Below are 17,337 nucleotides of genomic sequence, written 5' to 3' on the forward strand. Positions count from 1 at the left end.
GTCTCCTTGTCCCGGATCCGGCTGATCAGCGCGGCAATTGCGATGAGGCCGTATAGCACGATGATCAGGACCGCGGTGAAGGTCACGGTGGTGACGAGATCTGATGCGAAGCACAGCGCGGTCGCGACCGTGCCGAGGACGAGCGTCGCCACCCACGGGGACTGGAACTTCGGGTGCACCCGCCCCAGTGCGGAGTTGACCACATCCGGCCAGGCCCGGTCCCGCGCACTTGACCACAGAATCCGGGCGAACTGCAAGGTGATCGCCAGGATCGCGTTGAGTACCGCGAACAACGCGCCGATGATGACGACGTTCTTGAACGTCGGTCCCCATACCTGGTTGATCAGGTCGGTGAGAGGCGTTGCACTGGACAAGTATTGGCCGAGATCCTGAGCGCCCATCAGGCCGCCGAAGAATGGTACGAGTTCGAGCACGATACCGGTCAGGGCCGCGATGACGACAGCCTTCCCGATGGTGGCGGGGCCGCCGCGGGCCTCCTCGGAGAAGTTGATGGCGCTGTCGTACCCGTTGACGGAGAACATCGTGATCGCAATCGCGGCGACGATGGCACCGGCTCCGACGGAGGACAGCGTGGTGCCGTCGAAGTTCACCGGATGAGTCAGGATGCTCAACGGCTGATTCCAGTGCGAGAAGCCCGCAACGGCTACGACCACCAGGACGGTGACCTCGATTGCGAGAAATATCGCCACCAGGATGGCGCCGATGTGGATGCGTAGCACCGCCAGCAGTGTCACGACCGCCATCGCGATGGCCGAGGACAGGTTCACCGGAATCGAGTCGTCCAGCGCGTGTAGGTAGGTGCCCACACCGAGCGCGATGCTCGCCGGGAGAAACACACCCTGGGCGATGTAGTCGACGAGGGCGAGGAATCCCGTCGGGCGGCCGAGCACCCGATGCACGATCGAATACAGGCCGCCTGCAACCGGATACATCGAGCCGAGCTCTCCCATACACAGTGCGACACAGATCGCGAGGAAGCAGCCGATGAGGTAGGCCCACATCGATCCGGTTCCGGACGCAGCGAGCACGACCGGTGCGATGATCAGTAATGAGGCCATCGGCGTTATGTCGCTGACCGCAAGTGCGATGACGCCTCGAACGCTCAGACCGCGATGAAGCGTGGCCGTGGTCGGCCGTTGCGATGCACGGACGGTGTCCGGTATTGATTCGTCAGCCATGAGGCCTCCCAGTGTGTCGAGGTGACGGGCACCAGACTAGACACATGACCAACCAAATGAATATTATTCAAATGAATGGTTTACAGAGCGGCAACAACCGCGAAGTCGAGGCCATCGGCGCGAGCCAGGCATCGCTGCTGCTGCGGCGCCCCGACCGGCGCATGCGACCAGGCGTCAGGGCAATCGACGCCGTTTTGCGCCAGCAGATGACGGGCCGCGGCTTGGGCGGGCACGGCCGCCAGTGCATCGATTGCGGCCAGCGCAACGGCGAGGTGCACGCCGTCGTAACATCCTTCGGAGTAGGCGTCGAGGACGGGGGCGAAATCTCCGAAGGCGCGGTGATGATTCTCGGCGAGGGCACGGCGTCGGTCGTCGGCTTGGCCGGCGAAAGACCGCATCGCCGAATATAACTCGCCGGTGTCGTCCCCGCCGGCGGCCAGCAGCCCGTTCTCTTCCAAGGAACCGGAGAGCCGCACGACCCGATCGCCGAGACCTGCTCGGGCGAATGCGCGGTTGAACACGGCCAGGTCGCTGCCGATCAGGCTCAACAGGACGGCGTCGGCATGCCGTCTGGACAACAGTTCGACGAGTACGTCGGCATCGGCGGAACGGATGCCGAACGGAACTAGCCTTGATGAAACGACCGATCCGCCGGCCGCGACGATCTGTTTCGCGGCGAATCGATGCATCGACCACGTCCAGATGTAGTCACTGCCGATCATCACCCATCGTCGAAGCCCGCGCCGGGACATCAAGTTGGTCAGGGCCGGGCCGATCTGGCGGGGCGGTGGATCACCGATGAGGACGACGCCGGGTGATCGGCGTCCCCCCTCGTGTGGCGGTGTGAAGATGTATGGCGTCCGTCCCGCCAGCGCCACCTCGATCGCCCGATGCACATCGCTGGTGTGCAGGCCTACGAAGGCATCGACCAACGTCGCATCGGCGAGATGCTTCGACTCCGCCGCGACGCGGTCCGGATCACTGCCTGCGTCGACGAGCACCAGTTCAACGCGGCGGCCACGTTCGCCACCGCTCTCGTTGACTTCCGTGGCGGCCAGGCACGCGGCATCGAGGGCAGACGTCGCCGTCAGACCCAACGGGCCGGACATCGGGATCAGAAGGCCAAGGCTCAGAACATCGTCCGAGGGGCCGTCCACCAGCACTTCGAGAGAAGGCCGCACCACGTCAAGCGGCGACACACCAGCAAGTATGCATCGCGTCACTATGCTCGCATCATGGCCACGCGATCCGAGGTGCCGTCTGTCGCGGTTGCTCCCGTGATCGACCTGCTGACGTCCGTTCAACGGATGTTGTCCCGCGAACTGGCGGCCGCCTTCGACGCCGAGTCGACCACCGTCGATCAGTGGCGCATATTGCGTGCGTTGGCCGCCGATGAGGGTGAGCCGATGGTCGCCATTGCGGCCCGGCTGGGCATCGCACAGCCGACCTTCACCCGCACACTCGACACACTGGCCTCCTCGGCCCTGCTGTACCGGACACATTTCCCGGACGATCGCCGTCGCATCGCAATCCAACTGTCGCCACTCGGCAAGAGCCTGCTGGCGCGGCTGGACGGGATTGCGGCTGAGCACCAGAGGTCGATGGCCCGCCGGTTCGGGCCGGACCGCGTCGAGGAGCTCGGGAAGCTGCTGCGACAATTCACTACGTAAGTTCGTCGACCAAACCCCAGCCCAGCGCGGTGGCCGCGTCGATGGTCACGCCCGAAAACACCAGATAAGCAGTGCGCCATCGTCCGATGCGTCGCGTCACGCTAACGGTCCCGCCCGCGCCGGGGATCAGGCCGAGGGCCAATTCGGGCAGTCCGAATACCGAATCTGGCTGAACAGCAACCCATCCACAAAAGCACGCCATCTCCAACCCGCTGCCCAGCACCTGACCATGCGCCTCGGCCCGGCACGCCGCACCGAGTCGGCCGGTGAGCGTGTCGAGCACCAGCGCCGGGCTATGGCGGGTGCGGGCGAGTGTGCCGACGCAGGGTCGGTGAACGTGCCGAACTCGGCGAGATCGCCACCGCTGCAGAAGGACGGGCCCTCGCCTGCGAGCACCACCTCCGTGATGGACGGGTCGAGGTGGCCGACCTCGAGTGCTTCGAGCAATGCCGCCCGCGCGTCGGTGGAGAACGCGTTATGGCGTTGCAGCCGATTGAACCGGACGTGCAACGTGTTGCCGTCCCGCTCGGCGACCACTGGATCGGGAATGTCGGGCACCGTCGCGGGTCCACGGTCGCGGAGCCAGCGGGTAAACTCCGGACCCGACTGCAACGTCGAGTACGCCAGGGATTCGGTGACGACGCCAGTACCCGTCGGGGCGTCGGCGTCGAATGCGCGCAGTACGTCGTCGCACAGGGCCGCGGCGATGGGCCACTGCGCAATTCGCCTCGCGACGACGTCGAGCGCCCCCTCGATCGACGTCACCGTGATCGTGCGTTCGTCGTCGCAGGGTTCCTCGGTCAGCGTGAAGGTGGCCTCCTCCGACGAGTCCGACGAGTCCGCCGTGACGAGACGGCCCCCTGCGAGACCGACGTGCCTCACGAGTACTTCTTGATCAGCTCCTGCTTGTACAGCTTGCCGGTATCTGTGCGCGGCAGCTGCACCTCGAACGAGATCGACCGCGGACACTTGTAGTGCGCCAACCGGTCTCGCAGCCAGGCCAGAAGTTCGTCGGCGAATTCCTCGGTGGCATCGGCCTGGTCCACGGTCTGCACGACACCCTTGACGCGCTGGCCCATCTCCTCGTCGGGGATCCCGAAGACCGCAGCGTCCATCACCTTGGGGTGGGTCACCAGAGCGTTCTCGGCCTCCTGCGGATAGATGTTCACGCCGCCTGAGATGATCATGTGGTGCCGCCGGTCGGTGAGGTATAGGTAGCCCTCTTCATCGAGATACCCGATGTCGCCCACCGTCTTCCACCCGTGCGAGTCCCGGGACGACGCCGTCTTGCCGGGATCGTTGAGGTACTCGAAGTCGAAGCCGCCCTCGAAGTAGATCTCGCCGGCCTCGCCGGGCGGCAGGTCGTTGCCGTCTTCGTCGAGGATGTGCAGCGCACTCATCATCGGCTTGCCGACCGAACCGGGATGGGTCAACCAGTCCTCGGCCGTGATCAGCGTGGAGCCGATGGCCTCAGAGGATGCGTAGTACTCATCGACGATCGGGCCCCACCAATCGATCATCTGCTTCTTGATCTCCACGGGGCACGGCGCCGCTGCGTGCATGACACGCTGCAGACTGGATACGTCGTACGAATTACGGATTCCCTCTTGCAGTTTCAGCATCCGGGTGAACATCACCGGAACGAACTGGCCGTGGGTCACCCGGTGCTTCTGGATGGCCTCCAACGCCCCCTCGGGGTTGAACTTCTCCAGCACGACGGTGGTGATCCCACCAGCCTGCGTCTGCATGGACCACACCGACGGAGCGGTGTGGTATAGCGGCGCCGGGCTCAGGTACACGGCCTCCGGATGCATCCAGAATCCTACGAGGGCGGCCATCAGTCCCGGCACCTCCGCTGGCGGCAGGTGAGGCAGATCGCGCTTGATGCCCTTGGGTCGCCCGGTAGTGCCCGAGGAGTACTGCAGCAGGTCTCCCTCGATCTCGTCCGCGATGGGGGTGACGGGTTGCCCGGCAACGCATTCCGGGTATCGCTGCCAGCCGTCGAGGTCGCTGGAGGCGCTTGTCGCCGACGATCCGGCTGCGTCGGCGATCAGCAGCACGGCGGGCAGCCCGCCAGGCAACTCGGCCCCGAGGCCGGCCAGGGTGTCCCGCAGTCCGCCGGAACCGACGATCGCCTTCGCGCTGCTGTTGTCGACGATGTAGGCGACCTCGGCCGCGGTGACGTGGGTGTTTATCGGGACGTAGTACAGCCCGGCCCGGCGCGCGGCCCACATCACCTCGTGCGTGTGTTCGCTGTTCTCCATCAGGATCGCCACGACGTCACCCTCGACCAGCCCGGCCGACCGGAAGTGATGCGCCAACTGGTTCGCCCGTGCCTCCAGCTCACCGAACGTCACCACCGTCCCGGACGGATGCATGATGATGGCGGGCTTGTAGGGGGTGGCAACGGCGGTGTCACGAATCTGCATGAACTGACTTTACGACGTCGCGACTTGACGGGTGTCAAGTAGGTCCGAAGTCAAGACCACCACGACTGCGAAACCGATCTTGTGGCCCGTACGCAGGTCATACCATGACATCGCCGGGGATTCCGGGAGTGCGGGGGTGCTCCGATGAGTGTGCAGGCAGATCAACGTGCGTGGCCCTCGGGCGTCGTCACATTCCTTTTCACCGACATCGAGGGGTCGACTCGGCGGTGGGAGGCCGATCCGGAGCTCATGCGTTCCGCGTTGGAAGCCCACGACGCGGTGCTGCGCGAGGCCATCGAGAAGTACACGGGGTGGTTGTTCAAACACACCGGTGACGGGGTGTGCGCGGCCTTTGCCTCGCCGCGCGCGGCCGTCGACGCCGCGATAGCCGCACAGCTGGCCCTTGAGTTGCCCGTCCGCATGGGCATCTCCACGGGCGAAGCCGAACACCGTGGCGGCGATTACTCCGGCACCGCGCTCAATCGGGCCTCTCGGGTCATGAGTAGTGGCCACGGCGGCCAGATTTTGATCGACGGCCTCACCGCGGGATTGCTCAGCGGCATCGACCTGATCGGGCTGGGTCAAAAACGGTACGGGTCCTGGCCACCAGCCGCGAAGGATTGCACTTAGCGGACGAACAACTCTGGCCGGTGCCACGCTCATGGGATTCGGCGATGTGCCGAGCTCTCGTCAGGTCTTTCCCGAAACTGATTCGGCAACAGCACATTTGCGTGAGGTGCTCGGCGATCAGACCTACGAATCGTTCGTGTGCGCCGGAGCGGCTATGACTACCGCCGCCGTAACAGTCTATGCATTCGATCAGATCGGCCTGGCCCGTGCGGACCTTCGATGAGCGCGCCGTCGGGGGTAATCACGTTTCTGTTCACTGACATCGACGGTCCTCAACCGCGCCGCCCGGATCATGTCGGCCGGGCACGGCGGGCAGAATCTGCTCGACGGCCAGACCGCGGGTCTGCTCAGCGGTGTCGACCTGATTGACCTGGGTTCCAAGCGCTTACGGGACATCGCCAGCCCGGTTGACGTATACCAGGTCCGCGATCCCGACCTTCGGGCCGAGTTTCCGGCATTGAAGACCCTCGATCCGACGAAGGGAAACCTACGACCGGCGACAACCAGTTTCGTTGGGCGCGAGGCGGAACTGACGTCCATCGCAGATGCCCTCGACACCCATCGGTTGGTGACGTTGACCCGGAGTCGGTGGCGTCGGCACGACCCGACTGGCAGTCGAGACCGCCGCGCAGTCCAGTGACGGTTTCGCCGACGGCGTGTTCGTCGTCGAGCTTGCCGCGGTCGGCGACCCGGCCGCAGTACCCGACGCAGTATCCGCGGTACTCGGTGTCACCCAGCAGCCAGGGTTGAGCGTCGCAGATGCTGTCGCCCCAGGCCTTGGAGGGGCGTTCGCGACTTCTGGTGTTCGACGTCTACCTGGTCAGGAATCCGCTAGTCATCCTCGCCGTCTTGTTCGACCGGCTCGGGGCATTTCGAGCCTGCGGCCATCACATGCGGGTTCGCGCTGACCCCGTTCACCCAGGCGGCGTTGCCGGAGAGCAGCGCGACGGTATCGCATCTGCGCGATGTGCTCGGCAACGATGCCTACGAATCCCTCTCCCGCGCAGGCGAACACATGACCGCTGCCGAGATGATGGCGTATGCATACGGGCAGATCGACCGGTTGCGCGCCGAACTCGGGTGACGGGACGAACGTCGGAGCGGCTCTCCAGACGCTCCGAAACTCGAGTAGTCGACTACTCAACGCCTTTGCGTCGAGCCGGGTGACGCTTGATGGGCATTCCTGATCCCGAGGAGATCCGATGTCCATCGCAATCAACCGGGCGCGCACGCCGAGCGTGTTCGACGCCGGACTGCCTTCCATCGACTACACGCACGTCCAAGACCCCGAGGAAGCGCACGCCATGTTCAGGGAGGCTCGGCGGCAGGCGCCCATTGCGCTCGGCCCGCACGGCCCCGAGTTGCTCACCTACGACCTGGTCCGCTCCGTACTGCGCGACTCGAGGTTCTGTATGCCACCGGGGTTCAGTCTTGCGGCCCAGGGCGTCACCTCCGGTCCGCTGTGGGACCGGGTCGTCACGAATCTGTTGAGTCTCGACGGCGCCGAGCACCATCGGCTACGCCGACTCGTGTCCAAGGCCTTCGCACCCCGCGCCGCCGCACGGCTGCAGCCCACCATCGTCGAGGTCATCACCGAACTGGTCGACGAACTCGCTGGGACTGGTCGCTGCGACGTCGTCACCGACATAGCGCAGAAGTATCCGATCCCGGTCATCTGCGCGCTGCTCGGCACCGATCGTCGCGATTGGAAGCTGTTCTCCGACTGGACCGACGACATCATGAAGACCTTCAGCTGGACCGCCGCCCAGGACCAACCCGACATCCTGCGGTCGTGGAAGGCGCTCGACGCCTACCTCGACGACATGATCGCCCGCCGGCGCACGGCGCTCACTGACGACCTCATCTCCGACCTGATCCGCGCGGAAGACGACGGCGACCGCTTGACCCACGACGAGCTGCTCATGCTCGCCGCCGGCCTTCTGATGGCCGGCACCGACACCACCAGAAACCAAGTGGCCGCCTCGGTGCAGGTGCTCTGTGACCACCCGGACCAGTGGGCATTGCTGGCGCAGCATCCCGATCTCGCACCGAAGGCGGTCGAGGAGACCATGCGTCATTCCTCCATCGCCACCGCGACCATGCGGACTGCCATCGAGGATGTCGAGCTCGGCGGAGTGTTCATCCCTGCAGGCACGCTCGTCATGGTCAACACCGCTGCGGCGAACCGCGACCCCGCGGTCTACGACGATCCGGATCGACTCGACATCACGCGCAGCGACCCGCCGGCGATGCTGTCCTTTGGCGGCGGCGTCCACTACTGCCTCGGATCGCATCTCGCCCGAGCCGAGCTCACCGAGGCGTTGGCCGTCGTCACGCACCGTATGCCCAACGCGCGTCGCACCGGCCCCGCCCCGTGGAAGTCGTTGACCGGAATCAGCGGCCCGATCACGTTACCCATCGAATTCGATGCCGGACACTGATCGTCCGGCACGCGCACCTACCCCGAAGAGGGCCACCCCTCGCTCCAAACCAAGCCGCTGATGCGATTGAGGTGGTTCTCTTGCGAAACCGCTTGTGCAGCCCTGACATGACGTCGAGCGTGCATAATTGGGCGCGCTCAGCGGCGTGTTGCAGTACAGACACGCACGCTCGCGCGGAAAGGTGGGGCGTGCTAGTCGGCTTCGGCCAGTCGGGTCTTCAGCGCGTCGAACTCGTCCTTGATGCCAGTCGGTAGCTTCTCGCCGACGAACTCGAACCACTCCTCGATGAGGGGCAGCTCCTTGCGCCATTCCTCGGGGTTGACCTCGAGGGCCAAATCGACGTCCGCGGGGTCGACGTCCAAACCGTCCAGATCGAGATCGGCGGCCGTCGGCACGATGCCGATGGCGGTCGACTTGCCATCGGCCTGGTGCTCGATGCGCTCGATGGCCCACTTGAGCACCCGGCTGTTCTCGCCGAAGCCCGGCCAGAGGAAGCGGCCGTTGTCGCCGCGGCGGAACCAGTTCACGAAGAACACGGCGGGCATCTTGGACTCGTCGGCATTCTTGCCGGTGTCGATCCAGTGCTGCATGTAATCGCCGACGTTGTAGCCGATGAACGGCAGCATGGCCATCGGGTCGCGACGGACCGTGCCGACCTTGCCCTCCGCTGCGGCCGTCTGCTCGGAACCCAGGGTGGCGCCGATGAAGACGCCGTGCTGCCAGTCGCGGGCCTGCGTGATCAGCGGAACCGTCGTCTTGCGGCGGCCGCCGAACAGGATGGCCGAGATCGGCACACCCTGCGGGTCGTCCCATTCGGGGGCCAGCGTCGGGCACTGCGAGATCGGCGTGCAGTAGCGCGAGTTCGGGTGTGCCGCTTTGGTTTCCGTCTCGCGCAGGATCCAGTCGTGACCCTTCCAGTCGATCAGGTGGTCCGGTTCGCCTTCGAGGCCCTCCCACCACACGTCCCCGTCGTCGGTCTTGGCGACGTTGGTGAAGACGGTGTTGCCCGCGGCGATGGTCTTCATCGCGTTGGGGTTGGAATCCCAGTTGGTGCCGGGCGCGACGCCGAAGAAGCCGAACTCGGGATTGACGGCGTAGAGCCTGCCGTCCTTGCCGAACCGCATCCACGCGATGTCGTCGCCGACGGTCTCGGCGCGCCAACCGGGGATGGTGGGCTGCAGCATCGCGAGATTGGTCTTGCCGCACGCCGACGGGAACGCCGCGGCGATGAAGTACGCCTTGTTCTCCGGCGAGATCAACTTGAGGATCAGCATGTGCTCGGCGAGCCAGCCCTCGTCGTGGGCCATCGCCGACGCGATGCGCAGCGAATAGCACTTCTTGCCAAGTAGCGCGTTGCCGCCGTAGCCCGAGCCGTAGCTCCAGATCTCGCGGGTCTCGGGGAAGTGGGTGATGTACTTGGTGTCATTGCAGGGCCACGGCACGTCGGTCTGGCCGGACTCCAGCGGGGCGCCGATCGAGTGCAGCGCCTTGACGAAGAAGCCGTCGTCGCCGATCTTGTCCAGCGCTGCCTTGCCCATCCGGGTCATCGTGCGCATCGACACGACGACGTATTCCGAGTCGGTGATCTCGACGCCGAGCTTCGGATCCTCCGCACCGAGCGGGCCCATGCAGAACGGCACCACCCACAGCGTCCGACCGCGCATCGAGCCGCGGTAGAGCTCGGTCATGAGCTCCCGCATCTCGGCGGGGTCCATCCAGTTGTTGGTGGGACCGGCGTCGATCTCGCGCTCGGAACAGATGAACGTCCTGGACTCCACGCGGGCCACGTCGGAGGGGTCAGACAGCGCGAGGTACGAATTCGGTTGCTTGTCTTCGTTCAGCTTCTGGAAGGTCCCTGCCTCGACGAGGTGCGCGCTCAAGCGCTCGTGCTCCTCGTCGGAACCATCGGCGAACATCACGCGGTCGGGCTGTGTCAGTTCGGCAACCTCGCGAACCCAGGCGAGCAGCCCCTCGTGTTTGGTCGGTGCGCTGTCCAGACCGGGAATGGTCGCTGAGGTCATCAAATTCTCCTGCTGGCGGTCGCGGTTGTAGCCTGCTTAGAGGTTAACGCGGGTGACATACCCGCGGTGAATCGAGAGTATGTCCGTTCTCTCACAGGAACGATTCAGATAGACGTTTACGGCCGTTTTGCCGCCCCGATCACCATTCGTACTGTTCGCTGACATCTTTTCGGCCTGATTCGGGGCCGACGGAGACCCCCGCGGCGGTACGCCTCGACCGTGCCAGGACGCATGCGGACTCGGCCGCGAGCAGGCGCTCCGCCACCACCGCCTCGCCGTGCCATCTCAGCGTCGCGGCGACCTCGGTGACCCACCTGTCGAGCAATGCGCGATCGTGCAGCAGACCCCGCACGCGGACCACCCACACCACCAGCGCCAGCCCCACCGCGCCGCCGACCGCCAGCCCCAAGAGCGACGGGCCTCGCGCCAACCCGGCCAGCAACCGACTCGACGCCAACGCGATGCCCAGCCCGAAACCGACGCCGAGCACCGCCATCAGACGACCCTCCAAACGCCGCGACGACGACGGCGAACGGGACAGGTCCGGCGGGTCGTGGCGGCCGGCCGGTCGCAGCCGGGCGATGGCGTGCTCGTCCACCGCGAGTTCCGCCGCGGCGTCCCCCACCGCGTGGGTGATCTCGTCGTCGAGATCGGCGAGGAAGCGAACGGCCTGGCTCCGCACTCGGGCCTCGAAGCGGCCCGATCCGCCGACGGGCACCGAAGAGGCGTCCTCCCGCAGCTCGGCCCGCAGCGCCGAGCACCGGTCCCGAACGAATCCGACGAGCCGCAGTCGCGTGCGCTGGAGCACGCTTCTGAGTTCGATGGCGTCAGCCCCAGGCGACCGGCGACCGGCCTCCGTGGCCCGCGTGCGGTTCGCCTGAATGCGAAACTCGTTTCTCCGCAGGTCGTTTCGCCGATCCGGGCCGGGGGCCGCGAGGCGGTCGCGCAGCAGGAGCACCAGTTCGCCGAGGCGTGGTTCACCGAGATCGGGAGCCGCGGCGATCCCCACCCACGGCATCGATCGACGCCGCGTGTTCCAGCCCGCTACGAGCGCCCGGTCGACTTCCATCACCGCTCGCCATCCCCGGTGCGCGTCGATCTTCGACACCACCGCGATGACCAGGTCGGCGCCTGCCGCGGCGCGCTCGATCAGGTCCCAGTCCGTTCGCGTCAGCGGCGCCACCGCCGACAGGACGGCGAGCACCGCGTCGGGCGGACGGTGCGCAGGCAGCCCGTCGAGCCCTACGACCACGTGATCGGGCAGCTCCCGACCCAGGGCAACGACGACGCCATCGACACCGGCCAGCTGCGGTCCCACCACGAGAACGACCCGGCCCGCCGTCACGCCGATGCTCCGTCGAGAAGGCGTAACGAGCCCCTCACGATGTCTCTGCTGCAGCGGCGGTGCAACGCGTTGACCGGACCTCGGCCGTAGCGGCTCCACCGGATGGCGCGGTCGAGGTGGGCGGCGGGCGTGTCGCCACGGTCGACGGACCGGCCGTCGGCCTCGATCACGTCGACGGCAGCGGTCATCGCGGCCATCACCGTGACGTCGGCCGCCAGCAGGTCGGTCAGCGTGTCAGAAAGGGGGCTACTACCCAATTGCACGGTGAGGGACCGCAATTCGGCCAATGCCGTGCACAGTCTCCGGTACCGGACCGGTGCCGACACCGCGTCGAGTGCGCACATCACCTCGTCGAGGTTGCCGAGGCGAGCGAGGTGCGCGGGCAGTAGAGCGGGTTCGGTCCCGCCGGCCAGCGCGAGGATGGCGTGCGCGATGCCGAACCTGTCGAGTCGCTCGAGCAGACGGGCACGTACGTCGCGACCGACCGAATGTGGATCGCCGACGAAGGCGTCGACGCTGGTGAGGTTGGGCGGCTCGCCGACGAACGCGCGCAGCGCGGCGACGAGGTCCCCGTCGAGCACATCGGATTCCAGGGCCGCCAACAGACCCACCATGGGCACCGTCGGCGTCGCCGTCAGGATGCGGATTGCGCCAGCCCGGTCGCGGGTGACCGCGAGCGGCCCTCCCGAGCCCGTGCTGGCCAGATCTGCCTTCGTGAGAACGATCAGCACCGGTCTTCGGCTGGTCCTCACCGCCGCCAGGTCTTCTGCCTTGAGCGCCTCGGCGATCACCAGAACGCAGACCTCACAGACGTCGGGTGGCACCACGGCAACACCCCTTCGCCGCAGCGCAGCAACCACATTGCCCCGGCCGACCCCGTCGCGGCCGATCACCGCAATGCGCACCGGTCGTCGTAAACGATTGATGACCTGGGTCAATTGCGGACCGATCATGGTGTCAGCGAATTGCGCTAACTCGCCGACGAACACCTGTGTCACGATTGGATCCCCCGCATCCCATCGTCGCACCCCGGCACACCCATGGAGAGCGGCTATTTCACTTACTCGGCGCCTAGCGGCAGAAGGCAACTGTTGGGTATCGAATTGCACCACGATGCGGGTACACCGTCTTCGATGAGCGACCATGGACGGATGCACGTGCAGCGAGAGGCCGACCCGTCGGCCTCCGAGGAGACCACACTCCCCGCGCACGCCTTTCCCCGCGTCACCAGCTTCAGATCTCGCAGGTCCGCGCTGTCCGGCCTGCAACGAGACACCTGGGATCGCCGCTGGCCGGAGCTCGGCATGCAGGCCAGGGATTCCGACGGGTGCCTCGCGGTCCCGCTCGACACCGAGGCGTGGTTCGGGCGGCCGGCCCCGCTGGTGCTGGAGATCGGTTGCGGCACGGGTACCTCGACACTCGCGATGGCCGCCGCCGAACCGGAGGTGGACGTGATCGCGGCCGAGGTCTACCGCCGCGGCCTCGCGCAACTCCTCAACGGTATCGACCGTGAAGGCCTCACCAACGTGCGCCTGATCCGCGGGGACGGTGTCGACGTGCTCGAACACCTTCTCGGGCCGGCCTCTCTGACCGGTGTGCGGGTCTTCTTCCCCGACCCGTGGCCCAAGGTGCGCCATCACAAGCGCCGCCTGCTGCAGCCCGCGACCCTGGCGTTGATCGCCGACCGACTCCGGGTGGGTGGGATCCTGCACGCCGCGACGGATCACCCCGGCTACGCCGAACACATCGGTGAGGTCGGCGACGCCGAGCCCGCACTGCGCAGGCTGGCCGCCGACCTCGACGTGTCCGACGTGGACCTACCCGTCTCGTTGCGACGGCCCGTGACGAAGTACGAGGACAAGGCACATCGCGCGGGCAGTGCGGTGGCCGAATTCCTCTGGGAGAAGCGGCCATGAGCATCACGGACGAGATAGAAGCCGGGGCGATCCCCGACGAGACCGGTGAGCCGACCGAGCCCCAGTTCAGCACCCCGCAGCGGGTACTGCTGGTCTGGGACGCCCCGAACCTCGACATGGGGCTCGGGTCGATCCTGGGCGGCAGGCCCACGGCGGCGCACCGACCCCGGTTCGACGCGCTGGGTCGCTGGCTGCTGGCCCGCACCGCCGACCTGTCGGCCGAACGCTCTCCCGACGAACCGGTGGTCACGTTCGAACCCGAGGCGACGGTCTTCACCAACATCGCCCCTGGTAGCGCCGACGTCGTCCGCCCGTGGGTGGAAGCATTGCGCAACGTCGGCTTCGCGGTGTTCGCCAAACCCAAGGTCGACGACGACAGCGACGTCGACAGCGACATGCTCGACCACATTGCGCTGCGCCGCAGCGAGGGTCTGGCCAGCGTGTTCGTGGCGTCCGCCGACGGGCAGGCGTTTCGACTTCCGCTCGAGGACATCGCCCGCGAAGGCATCCCGGTCAGGGTCCTCGGATTTCGCGAACATGCGAGTTGGGCGCTAGCGTCGGATACCTTGGAGTTTGTCGACCTCGAGGACATCCCCGGCGTCTTCCGGGAGCCGCTACCGCGAATCGGCCTTGATTCGCTGCCCCAGCAGGGGGCGTGGCTGCAGCCATTCCGGCCGCTGTCCTCGCTACTCACCTCACGCGGGTGAACAACTGAAGCTCACGGGCCGAGAAACTTGAAGAAGATCAGTTAGGAGCTCACGTGTTCGCCTGGTGGGGTCGAACGGTGTACCGATTCCGATACGCAGTGATCGGAGTCATGGTCGCACTATGCCTTGGCGCCGGCGTGTTCGGTATCAGCCTGGGAAAGCACGTCACCCAGAGCGGCTTCTACGACAACGGCAGTCAGTCGGTCCACGCGTCCGTGACTGCCGACAAGGTCTACGGTCGCGACACGTCCGGCCACATCGTCGCGATCTATACGGCCCCCGACGGCAAGACCGTCGACGACCCGGCGTTTCAGAAGAAGATCCTCGCCAACCTCGCGCAGGTCGAGAAGGACCATCCAAACCAGATTCTGCGCTCGATCGGATACTTCAAGAGCCCACAGGTGCTCACCACGATGGCCGACGCGGACAAGCAGCATGCGTTCATGTCGATCCAGCTCAAGGGCAATGACGACGACACCATCCTGAACAACTACAAGGATGTCGAAGGCGCCTTCTACATTCCCGGCGTTAACGTGAAGATCACCGGCCTGGAGCCGCTGGCCGGGGCGTTGACGGGCACGATCGGCGAGGACCAGAAACGCGCCGAGGTGGCGGCCATCCCGCTCGTGTGCGTCGTGTTGTTCTTCGTCTTCGGCACGGTGGTCGCCGCCGCACTCCCCGGGCTCATAGGCGCCCTGACGATCATGGGCGCGCTGGGCATCATGCGACTGGTCGCCGAGTTCGTTCCCGTGAACTTCTTCGCCCAACCCGTGGTGACCCTGATGGGACTGGGCATAGCCGTCGACTACGGCCTGTTCATCGTAAGCCGGTTCCGCGAGGAGCTCGCCGAAGGCTACGACACCGAGGCCGCCGTCAGGCGAACCGTGATGACATCCGGCCGAACGGTCATGTTCTCCGCCGTCATCCTCGTCGCGTCATCCGTGCCGCTGCTTCTGATCCCACTGGACTTCCTGAAGTCGATCACCTACGCGATCATCGCGTCGGTCATGCTCGCGTCGTTTCTCTCGATCACCGTGCTGGCGGCCGTGCTGGCGATCCTCGGGCCGAACGTCGATGCCGTCGGAGTGAAGATGCTGGTGCGGTTCGCCCAGCCCGATCCCATCATCTCCGACCCCTCCAATCCGCGCTCCAATCCCCTTGCCCTGGCATCGATCCCGGTCGGGATCCTGCTTCCGCCGCTGGGCATCGCGTTCGGGCACATCGCCAGATCGCGCATCAGGACGACCGGTGAACGCGGCGCAGGATTAGCCCTCATCGGTTTGGTTCTCGGCTATGTCAGCCTGATGTGCGCGCTCGGGTACGGAGTGATCGCCCTGCGTGACGCGGGCGTCATCGAAAGTGCGCTGTACTGGATCCTGCTGGGCGTCGTGATCTTCGTCTCGGTGGTCATCGCCGGACTCGCCCTGTCGCGGGCCGTGCCGCCCGTGCGCGGCCCGATCGTCTGGTGGCTGAACTGGCTGGCCGACAAGACGCAGAAGACCAAGACCCGAGCAGAGGTCGAAAAGGGCTTCTGGGGCAAGTTGGTCAATCGCGTGATGAAGCGGCCTGCCGCGTTCGCCGTGCCCATCGTGATCGTGATGATTGCGCTGATCATCCCGCTCGGAAATCTCTCCCTCGGCGGCATCAGCGAGAAGTACCTACCTCCGGACAACCCGGTACGACAGGCGCAGCAGGAATTCGACACGATCTTCCCCGGCTTCCGCACCGATCCGCTGACGCTCGTGATCGAGAGCAATGACGGACAGCCGGTGACCGACGCTCAGATCGCCGACGCCCGCAGCAAGGTGATGGCCGTTTCCGGCTTCGTCGACCCGAACAACGACCCGTCCAAGATGTGGCAGGAACGTCCTTACCTGGACGGTGCATCCAAGGATCCGTCGGTCCGGGTGTTGCAGAACGCTCTGACCAACCCCAACGACGCCGCCAAGAAGATCGCGGAGTTGCGCGCGATACCGCCGCCGCGTGGACTGAGCATGTCGGTAGGTGGCACACCTGCGCTGGCGCAGGACGGCATTCACAGCCTGTTCGACAAGTTGCCATTGATGTTGGTCCTGCTGATCAGCACCACCACGATCTTGATGTTCCTGGCGTTCGGCTCGCTGGTGCTGCCGATCAAGGCCGCGGTAATGAGCGCGCTCACGCTCGGCTCGACCATGGGTGCGCTGACCTGGATGTTCATCGATGGGCACGGGTCGGGGCTGATGAACTACACACCGCAGCCGCTGATGGCACCGATGATCGGCCTGATCATCGCGGTGATCTGGGGCCTGTCCACGGACTACGAGGTCTTCCTGGTGTCGCGCATGGTGGAAGCGCGCGAGCGCGGCATGTCCACTGCCGAGGCCATCCGCATCGGTACCGCCACCACCGGTCGGCTGATCACCGGAGCGGCTTTGGTGCTGGCCGTCGTCGCCGGTGCGTTCGTGTTCTCAGACCTGGTAATGATGAAGTATCTGGCGTTCGGCCTACTCATCGCGCTCCTGCTGGACGCTACCGTGGTCCGGATGTTCCTGGTGCCCGCGATCATGAAGATGCTGGGTGACGACTGCTGGTGGGCGCCACATTGGATGAAGCGCATCCAGCAGCGCATCGGGCTTGGCGAGACAGACCTCCCCGATGAGCGCAAGCGGCCAACGGCGCGCGAAGTCGACGCCGACTCGGAGGCACTCGTCGGGGCGGGCGCGCCCACGTCGGCCAGGGCCAGGCCGCCGCACGATCCCACCCACCCCGAAGGCGGCCCGCGGGCCATCGGCACGGGCAAGGCGGCTCCGCGGCGGGTCAGCCCACCGTCGGCCGCAGGCACGACGCGCATCCCGACCCCGGCTGCCCCCGCCGCCGAGCCACCCACGACCCGTCTGCCCACGCCCGCCGCCGACCAGACCACTCGTCTGTCGGTACCCAGCGAGCCGGCCACGCAGCGCACGCCGCGAGCCGAGCCAGGACGGTCCACTACCCGTG

General features: G+C 66.1%; 12 protein-coding genes and 3 pseudogenes. 8 read left to right on the forward strand and 7 right to left on the reverse strand.

Annotated elements, in window-relative coordinates; genetic code table 11:
* Together QOI01_RS10645 and QOI01_RS10650 are read right to left on the reverse strand one after the other, a co-directional pair.
* Positions 1-1,199: amino acid permease (locus QOI01_RS10645; RefSeq protein WP_526380640.1), on the reverse strand; the 1,199-nt coding region annotated here is incomplete at its 3' end.
* Positions 1,200-1,279: 80 nt separating this feature from the next.
* A complete protein-coding gene (locus tag QOI01_RS10650) occupies positions 1,280-2,398 on the reverse strand; it encodes a substrate-binding domain-containing protein (RefSeq protein WP_526380642.1) in 1,119 nt (372 codons plus the stop codon).
* 36 nt (positions 2,399-2,434) lie between these two features.
* On the opposite strand from QOI01_RS10650, the gene QOI01_RS10655 reads away from it, so the two are divergent.
* On the forward strand, positions 2,435-2,869 hold the full coding sequence (locus QOI01_RS10655; protein WP_526380644.1) for a MarR family winged helix-turn-helix transcriptional regulator: 435 nt from the start codon (positions 2,435-2,437) through the stop codon (positions 2,867-2,869).
* On the opposite strand, the pseudogene QOI01_RS10660 reads toward QOI01_RS10655, so the two are convergent.
* Both QOI01_RS10660 and fadD4 read right to left on the reverse strand, forming a co-directional pair.
* Positions 2,862-3,751, reverse strand: a pseudogene (locus QOI01_RS10660) (enoyl-CoA hydratase/isomerase family protein). The gene QOI01_RS10655 and the pseudogene QOI01_RS10660 overlap by 8 nt on opposite strands.
* Positions 3,748-5,298: a fatty-acid--CoA ligase FadD4 gene (fadD4, locus tag QOI01_RS10665; RefSeq protein ID WP_526380646.1), complete on the reverse strand. Its 1,551-nt coding sequence runs from the start codon at positions 5,296-5,298 to the stop codon at positions 3,748-3,750. The pseudogene QOI01_RS10660 and the gene fadD4 overlap by 4 nt, the downstream one beginning before the upstream one ends.
* Before the next feature lie 144 nt (positions 5,299-5,442).
* Here fadD4 and QOI01_RS10670 point away from each other — a divergent pair.
* The 4 genes and pseudogenes from QOI01_RS10670 to QOI01_RS10685 all read left to right on the forward strand — a co-directional run.
* Positions 5,443-5,904, forward strand: a pseudogene (locus QOI01_RS10670) (adenylate/guanylate cyclase domain-containing protein); the annotation flags it as partial.
* 292 nt (positions 5,905-6,196) lie between these two features.
* A pseudogene (locus tag QOI01_RS10675) lies at positions 6,197-6,738 on the forward strand (ATP-binding protein); the annotation flags it as partial.
* A 118-nt stretch (positions 6,739-6,856) separates the two neighbouring features.
* Positions 6,857-7,012 (forward strand): hypothetical protein, encoded by a 156-nt coding sequence (locus QOI01_RS10680; protein ID WP_526380648.1) that lies wholly within the window; start codon positions 6,857-6,859, stop codon positions 7,010-7,012.
* A 118-nt stretch (positions 7,013-7,130) separates the two neighbouring features.
* The gene (locus tag QOI01_RS10685; protein ID WP_526380650.1) at positions 7,131-8,369 is read left to right on the forward strand and encodes a cytochrome P450; all 1,239 of its coding nucleotides are present in this window, start codon (positions 7,131-7,133) and stop codon (positions 8,367-8,369) included.
* Between the two features lie 191 nt (positions 8,370-8,560).
* Here the strand turns inward: QOI01_RS10685 and QOI01_RS10690 are convergent, their stop codons facing one another.
* The 3 genes from QOI01_RS10690 to QOI01_RS10700 form a co-directional block, all read right to left on the reverse strand.
* Complete coding sequence (locus tag QOI01_RS10690; protein ID WP_526380652.1) at positions 8,561-10,390, reverse strand: phosphoenolpyruvate carboxykinase (GTP); 1,830 nt, start codon at positions 10,388-10,390, stop codon at positions 8,561-8,563.
* 139 nt (positions 10,391-10,529) lie between these two features.
* Positions 10,530-11,735 carry a hypothetical protein gene (locus QOI01_RS10695; protein ID WP_526380654.1) on the reverse strand — a complete coding sequence of 402 codons (1,206 nt, stop codon included), beginning with the start codon at positions 11,733-11,735 and terminating at the stop codon, positions 10,530-10,532.
* On the reverse strand, positions 11,732-12,733 hold the full coding sequence (locus QOI01_RS10700; RefSeq protein ID WP_526380656.1) for a hypothetical protein: 1,002 nt from the start codon (positions 12,731-12,733) through the stop codon (positions 11,732-11,734). The genes QOI01_RS10695 and QOI01_RS10700 overlap by 4 nt, the downstream gene beginning before the upstream one ends.
* A gap of 135 nt (positions 12,734-12,868) precedes the next feature.
* Between QOI01_RS10700 and trmB the strand changes: the two genes are divergently transcribed.
* The 3 genes from trmB to QOI01_RS10715 form a co-directional block, all read left to right on the forward strand.
* Positions 12,869-13,651, forward strand: coding sequence for a tRNA (guanosine(46)-N7)-methyltransferase TrmB (gene trmB / locus QOI01_RS10705; protein ID WP_526380658.1), 783 nt, complete (start codon positions 12,869-12,871; stop codon positions 13,649-13,651).
* The gene (locus QOI01_RS10710; RefSeq protein ID WP_526380660.1) at positions 13,648-14,358 is read left to right on the forward strand and encodes an NYN domain-containing protein; all 711 of its coding nucleotides are present in this window, start codon (positions 13,648-13,650) and stop codon (positions 14,356-14,358) included. The genes trmB and QOI01_RS10710 overlap by 4 nt, the downstream gene beginning before the upstream one ends.
* Before the next feature lie 53 nt (positions 14,359-14,411).
* Positions 14,412-17,337 (forward strand): MMPL family transporter (locus tag QOI01_RS10715; protein ID WP_526380662.1); only part of this gene is annotated, 2,926 nt, incomplete at its 3' end.

The organism is Mycobacterium sp. (assembly GCF_032162605.1).
Lineage (GTDB): Bacteria > Actinomycetota > Actinomycetes > Mycobacteriales > Mycobacteriaceae > Mycobacterium.